Source organism: Phycisphaerae bacterium (assembly GCA_017999985.1).
Taxonomy (GTDB): Bacteria; Planctomycetota; Phycisphaerae; order UBA1845; family Fen-1342; genus JAGNKU01.
Map to the genome: position 1 here is coordinate 57,543 of JAGNKU010000009.1, position 13,255 is coordinate 70,797.

A 13,255-nucleotide genomic window follows, 5' to 3' on the forward strand; every position below is an offset into this window, starting at 1 on the left:
CCGAAGATGCACGCGCACGCCGGACAGACGGCAAAGGTCGGCAGCTTCCGGTTACCGCCCACCTGATGCGACCTACCCGGCGCACGAGGGATGAACGCTCTTCTGACCTTCAGCACGAACACGCACAGCCTCCTTGCCAGTGAAGTTCGTCCAACGGTTGACTATCACGTCGCAGTACAGCGGGTCGAGCTCCATCAGGAACGCGTGCCGGCCCGTCTGCTCGGCGGCGATCAGCGTGGACCCGCTGCCGCCGAACAGATCGAGGACGTTTTCGCCGACGCGCGATGAGTACTGGATCGCGCGCACCGCGAGCTCGACCGGCTTCTCCGTCAAATGCACCATGTTCTGCGGGTTGACCTTCTTCACATGCCAGAGGTCGGTGGCATTGTTCGGCCCCAGGAACACGTGCGCCGCGCCCTCGCGCCATGTATAAAAGCACCATTCATGCGCTCCCATGAAATCTTTGCGGGTGAGCACCGGATGCTGCTTGTCCCAGATGATCGCCTGCGAGAAGTACAGCCCCGCCTCCTTCAGGGCGGCCGGGTAATTCGAGCAGTTGGCGTAGCCGCCCCAAATGTAGGCGGCGCGGCCCGGCAGCAGAACGCGTGCGATGTTGCCGAACCACGCCCGCAGCATGGCCGCGAAGGCTTCGTCGCTGACGAAGTCGTTCTCGAGCGGGCGGTCCTTGGGGCGCAGCTTGCGCGCGGCACGCTTCACCTTCCCCGGATCGCGTGCGAGGTCGAAGCCCTGATGGTGCGTCATCGCGCCGTCGCGCCGCGCGCTCTCCGTGGCCTGAAATGACGACAGGCCCGCCGCGATCGCGTTGTTGCTGCGGGGCTCGACCTTCACGTTGTACGGCGGGTCGGTATTGCAAAGGTGGACCGGTTGTCCCCCCAGCAGCCGATCGACGTCCTCGGGTTTGCTGCTATCGCCGCAGAGCAAACGGTGATCGCCGAGGACGATCAGGTCGCCCGGCCGCGTAGTGGCCGCGTCCGGCGGCTCGGGCACGTCGTCCGGGTCGGTCAGGCCCTGCTTGAGCTCGCCACCGAGTAACTTGGCCAGTTCGTCCTGGTCGAACCCGAGCAGCGACCAGTCGATGCCGGCGCCCTGCAGCTCGGCGAGTTCGATCGGCAGCAGGTCGAGGTTCCACTCGGCCAGTTCCGCCGTCTTGTTATCAGCGATGCGATACGCGCGAATCTGCTCGGGTGTCAGGTCGCGGGCAACATGCACCGGCACCTCGGCCAGGCCGAGTTTCTGCGCCGCCTTCCAACGCGTGTGGCCACAGACGATGACGCCGGCCTCGTCCACGACGATCGGCTGGCGGAATCCGAAACGGCGGATGGACTCAGCGACGGCATCGACCGCGGCGTCATTCTGACGCGGGTTCTTCTCGTACGGCTTGATCGCGGCCAGCGGTCGCAGTTCAACGTTCAGCATCGGTGGGACCTCCATGTCTCGCGTTGCGGGCGGAACCTCGGCCGCCCGGGCGGCCCCCAGACCGCGACGTTTGGCCTCGGGGCGTAGCGGGGCCGCCGTCTGGTACCGACGTACCAGCCCCGCCCGGCGCGCGGCCCGGGTTGGCCCCGGTTGCGCCGCCGTGCGTCCGGACCGGCGCAACAAACTCTGTCGCCTTTCGGTGGTGTTCCCGCGGGCCCAGACTGGCCGCAGGCCCAGGGAGGAACCGTTGGTGACGTCCAATAACGTAGCTTGCGCACTTGTGTGTGCGCGCGCGCAAGCACAACGCGTGCGCCGCCGCCTTGTGGCGGCGCGCGCAGCGGGGGGTATAAGGGGGGTGCGCGCGCACACACAAACTCGTCACCAGCGGGGTCATGAACGGTCCTCCAGCGGTTCGGGAATGAGCGCGAAGGCGGCCGGCTTCCGGCCCGTGCCGCCCCAACGGTGAACCAACCCGCGCCCTTCGGCGGTGTACAGCAGCTCCTGCGCGCGGCGGCGGGAGAGCCCCAGCGCGCTCGCCGCGTCCAGCACCGCCATGCGTGTCTGCGGACGCTCGGTGATCAACGTCTGCACGAACCCCTCGGCATCCCAGTCCGCGGGCGTTTCGGCTTCGCCCTCAGGTGGGTCGCTGCGCCGGCGCAGTTTTTCGCTCCGCAGCGCGGCCGGATCGAGCTCCGGTGCAGGTCGCCAGACCGGGAACTCCCAGCGCAGCGCGATCGGCGTGACCGGCGCCCAGGAGCGCACCACGGCCTCAAGCACGACCGCGCCGGGCTCCTCGTGCGGGCGCAGCACGAGATGCGCATCCGCGGCCCGGCTCTGACTGCCCGCCCCGGCCCCGACATCGGTGACCGACTTGGCAGATTGGTTGCCCTTCGTCGTATGGTGAATCGCGATGAAGCAGCAGCCCAGCCGTTCCGCATACGCATCGAGGCGGTTGTAGATGCCCGCCATCGCGCCGTTGTCATTCTCGTCGGTGCCCGCCGGCATGAAGCGGTACATCGCGTCCAGGATGATCGCGGAGTAATGCCTGGGTTCGATCGCGTCGAAGTACGCCGCCATCGCCAGGATGTCGCGCAATTGCCCACGCAGCGGGTGGACGTAGATCTGCTCGGCGATCTCGTCCATACCGATCCCCAGCGCGGCGGCCACCTGTGGGATGCGGTGGGCGATCGTCTCGGGGTGGAGCTCGTTGTCGAGGATCAGCACGCGGCCGCGCTCGGCCGGGAACAGCCCGAGCCACGGTCGGCCCGTGGCGATCGCCATGGCCTGGCCCAGAACCAGCCAAGACTTCCCGGTCTTGGGCGCCGCGATGACGTTCATGGTCTCGCCGCGGCGTAACAAACCGCGGATAACCGGCTTGCGCAACGAATGCAGCTTCATGATCTCCCTCGACGATAAGGGGCCGGCGGCCGGTTGCCGGCGGTCCTGTCCGTAGTGGTCTTCGATCAAGGCGACCGCGATGCTGTCGGGGGCATAGCGTGCGATACTCGCGGCGATGCGTTCGACTTCGCGCTGCGGCATTGGCGGGTGACAGCGGTCGATGTTGACGCGCAGCAGGGCCGCGAGGATCTCGGCCTGCGACATGCCGACGCGCCGCATCGCGCCGGCGAGCCGGGCCAGCGTTGCGTTGCGCTGCCCGGTCGGGATCGCGGTTTCGCTCACTGGCGTGGCGGACGTGACGCCGTCGCGCGCGGCGATACGGTCGAGCAGTGCGACGAGCCAGTCCGGCGGCGGGTCCAGCTTCTCGGCGGCGGGGAGATCGAGACCACCGAGCCAGCGATACGCAGTGCCGGCGACGATGGACGGCGCCACGACGACATACCCGCCATTGGCGCGGGTATCGACATGCGCGGCGAGTTGCCCGGCGGTGTTGCGCCAGGCCCGCCCGGCGGGCTGCCGGAAGATGTACTGCCGGCCGCCGCGCGGTGTCAGCGACGTGGGAGCGATGGCGAGCCGCTGAAGCTTGTCAGGCTCGTCCAGGAGCCAGGGATTCTCGGCGCCGTCGACGTCGACGACGAGCAGCCCGTTCGTGCGGATGGCGACATTGGCCTGCGGGTAGCTGCTCCACCACTCGGAAATCTGCTCGGGCTCCGTTGTGGCGTCGAGCAAGCCGTGATCGGTGATGGGCGTCTTGCGGCCCGGCGCGCAGGGGAAGACGGGATAGCCGAGGTCGGCATACCAGAGCGCTGCGTTGAGCAGAGCGCCGGACATCAAAACGGCACCTCGCGCTCATCCAGCGGTGCCGCGTACTCCGGCAGGCCATCCTCGCCGTCGAGCCGCGGAGGTTTGGGGCCCAGCTCGTGTCGCATCACGCGGTCGAATTGCTCACCGGGTTTGCGCTCGACCGTGATGCGTTGCGTCGGCGCGAGCGCGCCGGCTTGGGCGAGCTCGACGGCCTCCTCGGCGGACGCCGGCACGGGCTCGTGCGAGCGCCGCGCCCACCACTGCGCGGCCTTCTGCCGGGCGAAGCCGTTATGTTCGACGCAGATCCACTCCGTGACGTATTGGTTGAAGCCGACGCGGTAGTCGACGCGCATCGTGCGGGGCGCATCGGGCGGGGCGTTGCGTTTCGTGTGGACGGCGTAGAAGACCTCCTCGACGTCGTAATCGACGCGCGTCACCTGGTCGGACAGGATGCCGGCGTCGCTGGCGCGACGATCGTGCTGCCGCATCTCGCGCGGCGGGAAGACGTGCCCGCAGGCCGGACAGGTCGCGTACCCGGCCGCGACAAGTTCGTGGCAGGTCGGGCACTCCTTCACCGGCGCCTCGCCCTCGCCATGGGCCGCGTCATCCACGCGCAACTGGTCCACGGGCCCATGCCGCAGAGCATTGCCGCCAAAGTCGAGCACCAGGCAGTCCGTCTTGCCGGGATGCAGCCGGAATCCGCGACCGACCATCTGGTAATAGAGCCCGGGCGAGAGCGTCGGCCGCAGCAACGCGACGCAGTCGATGTTCGGCGCGTCGAACCCGGTGGTGAGCACGTTCACGTTGACGAGGTACTTGAGGTCGCCACTGCGGAAGCGCTGCAACGTGTCGGCCCGCTCGAACGGCAACGTGTCACCGCAGACGAAGCCGCATTCGGCACCGTGACTCCCGCCGAGCACGCGCGCAACGTGCTGCGCATGGCGGATGCCCGACGCGAAGATCAGCACGGACTTCCGGTCCACCGCATGGGTTACGATTTCGCGACACGCGGACAGGACGAGCGTGTCCTCGTCCATCAGGGCTTCAACCTCGCTGGCGACGTACTCTCCGGCTCGCACGTGCAGCTTCTCGGTGTCGGGCTTCTGTGTGCCGGCCTTGGTGCGCAGCGGGCACAGGTACCCCTGCACGATCAGGGTGCGGACGCCGATTTCGTAGCAGACGGCGTTAAGGATGTTCTCGGGCGCACAGATCGTGCCCGTCTTCATCCGGAACGGCGTGGCCGTGAACCCGATCACCCGCACCAGCGGGTTGGTCTGCTGCATTTCTGCCAGGAACTGCCGATACATGCCCTCGCCGTCTGGCGGAATGAGATGCGATTCATCGACGATGACCAGATCAACCGCCCCGACGTCGGCCGCGCGCTGGTACACCGACTGGATGCCGGCGACGGTGACGGCGTAGCCCAGGTCACGGCGGTTGAGGCCGGCCGAATAGATGCCAAAGGGCAGGTCCGGCGCCACGGCGCGCAATTTCTCTGCGGCCTGCTCAAGCAGTTCCTTCACATGCGCGAGGATCAGTACTTTCCCGCCCCAGCGCTGCACGGCATCGCGGCAGATCGTCGCGATCACCGGCGTCTTGCCGCCCGCGGTCGGGATGACCACACAGGGGTGGTCATCCCGCTCGCGCAGGTGGCGATAGACAGCCTCCACGGCCTCGAGCTGGTAGGGACGGAGCTGCATCATGCGGCCGCCGGCTGGGTTTCCTCGGGCAACGGGAACAGCTCCTGGCGGGCCGGATACAAGCGCGCGAGTCGCTCGTGTCCCAGGAATGCAGCGAGCGCACGTTCGGCGAGGCCGTAGCACTCGCGACGGCTGGCAGCCTTCCGGTTGCCGGCCATTCGGGCCAGTGCCTGAAAGAGCAGCATGATCGGCTCGTCGTGCTCGCCAATGGGACGCCCGCTCATCAGCACGTCAGCGAAGTGCCGCAGTTGCGCGTGGTCCGCCGAATACCAGGCCCGGGCCAGCACGGCGCGCGTGACGGCGGTAGCCACGTTCTTCACCCGCCCCTGGTGTCCCAGGCACGCTAGTGCAAAACGCACCGCGTCGAGATGCCGGGCCAGCAGCGTCCCCTCGTCGCCAGGCGAGCGCCGGCGCGTCAGCCCAATTCCGAGGTACATCGCGCGCAGCGTCGACAGCTCGTTGCAGGTCACATCGCCGAGGCCGGCCGTGAGCGACAGAATCTGGTCATTCCGCCTGCGTTGGCCGGTGTCGAGCACCTCCATTGCCTCCGGCGGTTCATTGACGAACACGCGGATCGGAACGGTGATGCCGGCCAGGGCCGCGGCCCACAGCCGGTGCTGACCGTCGAGCAGCACGCGGTTGGAGCTGAAGGCGATGCCCTGGTGTGTGAGCCTCCAGCGCCCGGCCTTCATCTCCTCCACCAGGTACTCGACGTGGGAGTCGACGAGCTTGCGGTTGTGCGTGTTGCAGTGGTCGATCCAATCCGTGGCCATTTCGGGCGTGAGCTCGACGACGAGGTTATCGCGATCCGTGTGAGCGAACAGTTCTTCAAGTTTCATGCGGAGACTCCTTCAAGGTGCTTCGTGAGGAACACGACCAGCGCGCGGAGGTAGGTCGCGTCGAACAGCTCAATCAGTGTGCGGGCGCCCATGACGGGGTCCCGGGGCATGTTGAGGGCGCGCATCGGTTGGGGGGTGCTGTGTCCGCGCACGGGCTGGAAGGCGTTCTTGGCAATGCCGCCCCGGCGAGCGCGCCGGCCAATCTTGGACGTGTTCACGGCGCGCCCATCGCGCCCCACCCGGGTGGGTGTCTGCGAGACCGGCGACTTTGAATTCTTCAAAGTGGCGTCGAGCGCGGCCCGGTGATTCCCGACCATGCGGTTGCTGACGCCCACGTGCGAAGCGATGGCCATGTCGCTCAGGTCGGGCCTCATTCTCAGCGCCTGGGCGACGGCTTTCGCTTTGTCCTCATTCGATCGTCGCACCCCGTGCGCCTTGTTCGCCGCCAAGCTGAGCCAGCGGGCTTCAGTCAGCTCGCCGGTGATGACCTCCGCCTTGATCTGCTGGCGGCTCAGCCGCCGATGCGCGAAGAAGCGGTGGAAGCCGTCCACCAGCCAGTGCGCTGCTCCGTCGTGCACGACCGTGACGGGCGGGAACTGCACGCCAGCCTCCATGGCTTCGGCGTATTCCTGCACGATCCCAGGGTTGATGGCCGTGCGGGGCTGGGTGTCGCCATCGATCCGCACGATGGACATATCGAGCATCTGCTCGCTCATTTCGTGACTCCTTCAGTTGAGAGAGGGGGACCAGATCGCCGCGTCGTCGGGCGGCTGCTGGCCGGCGGCCAGATCGCGGATCGTGACAACCACGCGCCCGCCGCGCACCACCTGGGTGCGGCGGATCAGCAGCCAGACGATGCGGCTGTCATCGGGGAACGCGCCGCCGTGCTGGCACGCGTCGAGCACGGCCTTCAGCAAATTGTCGATATCGCGGCGCCGGCGATCGGGCGGAAACACCTCGACCGTGACGGCCAGTCGGCCGAGCGCCGGGGACAGGCGGCGGGCCGCGAGAATGCGGCCCACCTCCACCCGAAACGCGCGCCCGGCGCGGCTGATCAGCGTCCGCGACCCCACACGCCGGTAGTAGTGATTCACCGACGGCGGCCACGGCAGCTCGATCTTCGTCGGCGCTACCGCTGCCATGGCGCCTTCCCGTTCGCGGCGCCGGCCGTGGCCGGACGCGGCGCCGCGGCGCTCGCGCTGGCGTAGCTCTTGATGACGTTCGCCGGTTCGCCCGTGTCCTTGCGGTTCTTGCAGTCGACCTTGAGCACCAGTGGAACGTTGTGCAGCTCCACCGAGTCCTTCGGCGCGAGCACGCCAACGGCCCGGCAGACAGCGGACAACTCCGCCCGGGCGATCTTCACCGCCTGCGCATCGGGGTTGTCCAAGTTCAGGCGCGCCCACAGCAGCCGGCCCTTGTGCTCACCCTCGACAACCTGGAACGTGAGCTCCAGATACTGCCCCGTGCCCTTCTTCGTCGGCTTCATCTCGCTGGCCGTGATCACCGCCGTGTAGTTGCCGGGCGGGATTGGGTCGAAGGCGAAATTCGGATCGACATCGTTTGCGTTGAAATTGTTCAGACCGGCCATGGGTCTATGCTCCTTGTGCAGCAGGTTCGGGTTCGGAAACGATGGGGTTTTCACCGCGCACGAGCGCGGCGTAGAGGCGGTAATCGAGGGGGAGTTCATCCGGCAGCCCGAGGCGGTTCTTCGCCACGTGTGCGGGGCGCTCAGTGGTGCGGAGGATGCGTTCGCCGGTGCCAAGGCCCTGTACACGCTTGCGATCGAAGGACTCGGTCGTGGTCTTGGTGAGGACCTTGTACGTGGCGAACAGGACTTCGTCACACCATTCCTGCACCAGCGCCGACGCCAGCTTCTGCAAGCGCGGGCTGTAGCGGTCGTACGTGTCCGTCTCGGGATTGGCGAACCTCTCGATCTGGGCGTGGGCGATCAGGATGATGCCCATGCCGCGCTCATTGCGCAGCGCGTCGAGACCCGCCAGCACTTCGCGCCAGGGGGTCAGTGCGAACATGTAGCCCTTGCCGTAGGGGATGTCCTCGATCGACTCGACGTTCCGCTCTTTGCAGATGCGGGCGAAGATCAGCGTTTGCAGCCAATCGAGCGAGTCGAGCACGAGCGTGCGATACTCATGCGGCTCGGTGTAGAGGGCTGCCAGGGCATTGAGCACGTCGCCGCAGTTCTGCGCGAGCGGGAAGCGCTCGCACTCGATGCCGCCCAGGCCATCCTCGGTCGGGAGGAAGATCGGCGCCTCGGCCATGGCGCCAAACGTGCTCTTGCCGATGCCGTGCGTGCCGTACACGAGCGTGCGGCGGGGGGCCGTGACGCGGCCCCGTTGAACTTGCTCCAGCAGTGTCATGCGTTCTCCTTCATTCGTTTGACCTCCGTTCGTACCGTGAATCCGGGCGCGGGGCCGGTACAGGGAGTCCGGGCCGCAAACGAGCGAGGAGGAGGTGGGGGAGCCACGGCCACGCCACCCGGCCCCGGGCCCGGGTTCACAGGCGATCAATCACGCGCAGCTCCTCGTAACGGGTGAACCAGTTGCCGGTCGCGCGGCAGCGGCCGAGCTCGGCCATCGCGGCTTCGTTCTGGCGCTGCACCTCGTCCAGTACCGACGCGACGACATGCCAAGCGCCGCAGCGGAACGGCTCGCGCTTCTCGACAGCGACAATGTGCACGGGGACGACGTAGCTGCTGACGAGCGCGACGAGCGCCCGGTAGAACGCGACCTGGTGGATGTAGTCGAAGGCGCGGACGGCCAGCTCGAATTCGTCGAGGTGGTCGCAGGTCTTCAGGTCGACGATGCCGACGTCGGTGTGCGGGTTGATCCAGTCGATGCGCGCCTGGCAGGGGAACTCCCCATAGCGCGCCCGCACCACGCCCTCGGCCACGCCGTCAGCGAAGAGTGGGCCGGCGACGCAGTGCGCACGCACCGCCGCCGCCATCTGCTCGACCAGCGCCCCCTGCGCGTCGCTGAGCACGGACCTGCTCTGGCGCGCCGCCCATTCCGCGAATGTCTTCGTCTGCGAGCCGAACGGCTGGCCCGTCTTCGGGTTGATCGGGCCACCGACGGCGAACTCGCGCTCGTAGCGCTGCCGGCCCTCGAGGATCAGGGCGTGCGCGGCGCGACCGATGAGGTACGCCGTCGTGTCCCGCTCCGGCACCAGCCCGAGTTCCTTCTTGCGGTACAGCAGGGGGCAGCGGCGGAAGTCGTTAAGGGTGTGGGAGGTCAGGAAGTCCTTCGCCCTGGCGTGATAGACCTCGGCGGGTTCGCGGATCAGGAAGTGAAGCCCCAGCACCGGGCGCTCCGGTGAGTCCGACGCAACCGGACCAGCCGAATAGTCGCGGCGATAGTCCCCTTGACCGAGCGACACGAGTGGCGGGTTGTGGGGAGGCGCGCTCATCAGTAGCCCGCCTCATCAAGCTCGCGCCGCGCTGCCGCAACCTGCTCGCGACGTTGCTCCTCGAATCGGGATTGTGAAACTCGGCGGCGTCGGCGCGGTGCCGCAGCGGAGGCATCTGCCGCGGCTTCGCACAAGTCGAAGTACTTCGCGTCGGCGTCTGCCAGCGCGCGGCCGAATTGCTCCAGCCAGCCCGGCGTCGTGTAGATCATGCCGCCGATGCGCAGGTGCTGAAGCCGAACGCGCTCGCCGTTGCGGCTCTTCACGCCGCGGCGGCACCACCGCCAGACGCAGTTGGTGGACGGCCGCCCCGGGGCGATCTTCGCCGCCTCCGTCAGCGTGATGTAGTTTCCAGTTGCTGTCGCTTGCTCGTGCATCGGAACCTCCTGAGGCGTGAGTGCCTTGCGTCCGATGCACGCGTTGTAAGAGCCAGTTTTTAGCCCTAACCCGCTAACCCGAGTTAGCGAGCATCGCGCGGACTGCCCGGCGTGCTAAGTGCGGCGGCACTCGGCATTTCCGGACCCGAAGGATGTTCGAAGAAAAGCGCGGCCAGTGTCGGCGGCTAGCGAAGTTGCACAGTTAGCGGCAACGCAGCGCCTTGCGCGCTGCCTGCCGCCAATCGCGATAAAATGGGAAACGCCGGGTGAGCCCTGCATGGCACATCCGGCGCTCCATGTCTCAGCCAACTGGGACTCAGCTCAACCGACACGCTTCATGATTTCAATCACCTTCGCGCGATCGCGTTCTGCATAGACAGCGTCGGTGACCGTTGCGCTGGAGTGGCCCAGCGTGAGTTGAGCGGCCTCGAGCCCGAACTCCCGCCGTAGCACCGTCGCGGCGGTGTGCCGCAACTGATGCGGATGCCACCGGTGCTCGCACCGCCAGGCCAGGAGGTCTTTCCACAGGTGCTCCCGCTTCAAGCGCGCCTCCCATTGCTTGGTCGTCTCGCCAGCCATTCTCGCCAACGGCGCCGGTGGCGGGAACGCTCGATCGCACGCGTACCGAATGGCGCGGCGGTAGCTGGCAGTCGCGTAGTGTTCGCCCGGGGTGCGCCGCGGCGTGTCCCGGCGATTCGTTCCGGGCCGGTTACCCTGATTGAGCGGGGTGCATCGCGTCGCGGTCAGACGGGCGCGCCGCTCCACATCCGCCTCAGCTGGGCTGAAGAGGTACGCGGTCATCGGCCGCCCGACGAGAAACCGTCGCAGTATGCGCTGGGCGCGCGGGCCGAGGTAGATCGTCCGTTCGCGCTCGCGAAAGGCATTCTTGTGCTGCTCAGGCCGGTAGGCCCAGATGTCGCTGTGCGGGTCGATCTCGATGTCGCAGGCACGCATGCCGACCAGCTCGCCCGCCCGCGCCCCGGTCAGCAGTTGCAGCCGCACCAGGGCCCGCGCCGGCCGGCTCATGTATCGCAACGAGCGGCGCAGCAACGTGCTGGTCACCGGGCCGACCCGGACTGTCTCTCGCGCGGCGGTCCGCCCGCGCTTCAGCGGCTCGAGTGTCGCCAGCGCCTGGTGGACCGTTGCCGGGATCAGCTCGCGGGCGACCGCCCACTTGAAGAGATGTCGAATGCGCTGCACGGATGCGTTGATGCACGTGCGCGACCACGGCTTGCGCGGCGGATCGGCGCTGGCGTCGCCGAGAATCATCTGGTCACGAAGCATTCGCAGCTTGTTCGGGCCGAAGTCGGCGGCCGGTGTGCTGCCGTAGTACTTCCGCAGAACGCCGAAGACCATCTTCAGGACGTTGATGTGTTCCGGGCAGTAGTAGCTCTCCCCCCAGCGCCGGTACTCGACGAGCAGCTCGTCAATCGTCATCGCCGCAGGCCCGGCGGCCGGTGGGGCATCCCCCGGCACCATGGGCCAGCACCGGCCGCGTGCTTCCCACTCGGCGATCAGCCGGTGGTAGAGCTCGCGGCTCTCGGGCGTGCCATACTCGCCGAGCCAGAAATCGCGGGCCCGGCCGGTGGCGGAGTCGCGGAGCGTGACAACCGCGCGGTCGCGATCCGGGCGGTACCGATAGGCGGGGGGCTTGGTTTTTCGGTGTTTTTTGGTCGACATCGCGGCACCTCCAACGCTTAGCGCGGTCAGTGACCGCGCTAACTTGCGTCTTAGGCCGCGCTGCCGACTCTCGGCAGGTCCCCACAACTATCGGGGGCGGCGTGGTTTACAAAAAATGGAGCCGATGAGATTCGAACTCACGACCTCTTGCATGCCATGCAAGCGCTCTCCCAACTGAGCTACGGCCCCAGGAGGTTATCAGTTTTCAGTTCTCAGTATCCAGCTAGCGAAGCTCCTCACGCTACCAGCCGCGCCGTCCACCACGGCATCATCCGCACCACACCGCCAAGCCACTGGTCCGGCTGATAGCTGACGGCTGACGGCTGATGGCTTCCTCAAGTGGTCAGGGGCGGATTTGAACCGCCGACACACGGATTTTCAGTCCGTTGCTCTACCAACTGAGCTACCTGACCAGCCGCCCCGCCACTGCCGTGCCAGGGCCCTTCGCAGACCTCGCAACTTAAGGCCCAGCCCCCCTCCGAGTCAAGAGCCGGACCCCTCCGCCGGACCTTCCGGCGTCACTCCCGCCGGTTCACCGGGGCCTCCCGCTCTGCCAGTGGCTGCCGCGCCATCCGGCTCGTCCGACCCCGGTTCCGGCTCGTCCCGCGCGCCGCGCGCCGCAAGCCACAGCCCCAGCTCAAACAAGACAATCATCGGCCCCGACAGCAGCAGATGGCTCATCAAATCCGGCGGTGCCAGCAGCCCCGCCATGAACACGATCACGACAATCACGATCTTGCGGTACTTCCTGAACGTCGCTACCGACACGATCCCCGCCCGCGCCAGGAACACCACCACCAGCGGCATCTGAAATGCCGTCCCGAACGCGACCGTGAGGATCAGCACGAACGACAGGTACTCGCCGATCTTGAAATGCGTCGTCACCATCGCCCGCCGGTCATCGCGCAGGAGCTGGAACGAGTACGTCTCCTGCGGCCACCGGACCTTCAGCTTCCCGTCCGGCATGTTCACCCAGATCGTTCCCACCGGCGGGTCGCACGGGTCCGCCTCCAGCAGCGGCACGACCGGCGCCTGGGCCATCCCCGGCTGCGACGCCGGCGCCACGAATTCCGGCATGTCCAGCAGCGCCCGCTCGATCGCGTTCGGACTCGCCTTCGGCAGCGGCAGCCACCCGCTGAACCCCACCAGGAAATTCAGGCTCAGCAACAGCGCGAAGATGTACATGAACGCCACGCCAGCAAAAAACAGCCCGACGCTCACCGGCACGATCTGCCAGACCCACTTGCGTTCGTGCCGATACAGCCCCGCCGCCACGAATTTCCAGAGCTGGTAGATGATGTACGGACCGGCGATCACCACGCCGAAGATGAGCACGACCTTGATGTAGACCATCAGGCTTTCGACCGGCCCGGTCGCGAGAAAGCTGTCCGGCTGCCCGTGGCGGCGCAGCGCCAGCACCATCGGCCGCGCAATCAGCTCCAACAGGTACTTCGCCGGCCAGATGCACGCCAGGCACGCCAGCACCAGCGCGATCAGGCAACGCCCCAGGCACCCGCGGAGCTCCTCCAAATGCTCCCCGAGCGTCATCCGCGACTCGTCAGGATTGAGAATGGCCTTCCGCCGAAACAGCGCCATGCGGCGA

The 13,255-nt window shown here is 67.3% G+C and carries 12 protein-coding genes and 2 tRNA genes; all 14 read right to left on the reverse strand.

Annotation, left to right across the window (positions count from 1 at the left end; translation table 11 throughout):
* Positions 1-72: 72 nt before the first annotated feature.
* Complete coding sequence (locus tag KA383_13200; GenBank protein ID MBP7747077.1) at positions 73-1,434, reverse strand: ParB N-terminal domain-containing protein; 1,362 nt, start codon at positions 1,432-1,434, stop codon at positions 73-75.
* A gap of 393 nt (positions 1,435-1,827) precedes the next feature.
* On the reverse strand, positions 1,828-3,666 hold the full coding sequence (locus tag KA383_13205; protein MBP7747078.1) for a bifunctional DNA primase/polymerase: 1,839 nt from the start codon (positions 3,664-3,666) through the stop codon (positions 1,828-1,830).
* Positions 3,666-5,342: a DEAD/DEAH box helicase gene (locus KA383_13210; GenBank protein MBP7747079.1), complete on the reverse strand. Its 1,677-nt coding sequence runs from the start codon at positions 5,340-5,342 to the stop codon at positions 3,666-3,668. The genes KA383_13205 and KA383_13210 overlap by 1 nt, the downstream gene beginning before the upstream one ends.
* Complete coding sequence (locus KA383_13215; protein MBP7747080.1) at positions 5,339-6,178, reverse strand: hypothetical protein; 840 nt, start codon at positions 6,176-6,178, stop codon at positions 5,339-5,341. Before KA383_13215 ends, KA383_13210 begins: the two co-directional genes overlap by 4 nt.
* Positions 6,175-6,894, reverse strand: a complete 720-nt coding sequence (locus tag KA383_13220; protein MBP7747081.1) for a ParB-like nuclease domain-containing protein — start codon at positions 6,892-6,894, stop codon at positions 6,175-6,177. Before KA383_13220 ends, KA383_13215 begins: the two co-directional genes overlap by 4 nt.
* 12 nt (positions 6,895-6,906) lie before the next feature.
* The gene (locus tag KA383_13225; protein ID MBP7747082.1) at positions 6,907-7,320 is read right to left on the reverse strand and encodes a RusA family crossover junction endodeoxyribonuclease; all 414 of its coding nucleotides are present in this window, start codon (positions 7,318-7,320) and stop codon (positions 6,907-6,909) included.
* Positions 7,308-7,766: a DUF669 domain-containing protein gene (locus KA383_13230; protein MBP7747083.1), complete on the reverse strand. Its 459-nt coding sequence runs from the start codon at positions 7,764-7,766 to the stop codon at positions 7,308-7,310. The genes KA383_13225 and KA383_13230 overlap by 13 nt, the downstream gene beginning before the upstream one ends.
* A 4-nt stretch (positions 7,767-7,770) precedes the next feature.
* Positions 7,771-8,553, reverse strand: a complete 783-nt coding sequence (locus KA383_13235; protein MBP7747084.1) for an ATP-binding protein — start codon at positions 8,551-8,553, stop codon at positions 7,771-7,773.
* A gap of 136 nt (positions 8,554-8,689) precedes the next feature.
* Positions 8,690-9,598, reverse strand: a complete 909-nt coding sequence (locus KA383_13240) for a PD-(D/E)XK nuclease-like domain-containing protein (GenBank protein MBP7747085.1) — start codon at positions 9,596-9,598, stop codon at positions 8,690-8,692.
* Positions 9,598-9,972, reverse strand: coding sequence for a DUF1580 domain-containing protein (locus KA383_13245; GenBank protein MBP7747086.1), 375 nt, complete (start codon positions 9,970-9,972; stop codon positions 9,598-9,600). Before KA383_13245 ends, KA383_13240 begins: the two co-directional genes overlap by 1 nt.
* Before the next feature lie 321 nt (positions 9,973-10,293).
* Complete coding sequence (locus KA383_13250) at positions 10,294-11,652, reverse strand: tyrosine-type recombinase/integrase (GenBank protein MBP7747087.1); 1,359 nt, start codon at positions 11,650-11,652, stop codon at positions 10,294-10,296.
* Between the two features lie 116 nt (positions 11,653-11,768).
* Positions 11,769-11,841: transfer RNA gene (locus KA383_13255), tRNA-Ala, on the reverse strand.
* A 151-nt stretch (positions 11,842-11,992) separates the two neighbouring features.
* Positions 11,993-12,065, reverse strand: a tRNA-Phe gene (locus KA383_13260).
* Positions 12,066-12,135: 70 nt separating this feature from the next.
* Positions 12,136-13,248 (reverse strand): preprotein translocase subunit TatC, encoded by a 1,113-nt coding sequence (locus KA383_13265; GenBank protein MBP7747088.1) that lies wholly within the window; start codon positions 13,246-13,248, stop codon positions 12,136-12,138.
* Between the last annotated feature and the right edge of the window lie 7 nt (positions 13,249-13,255).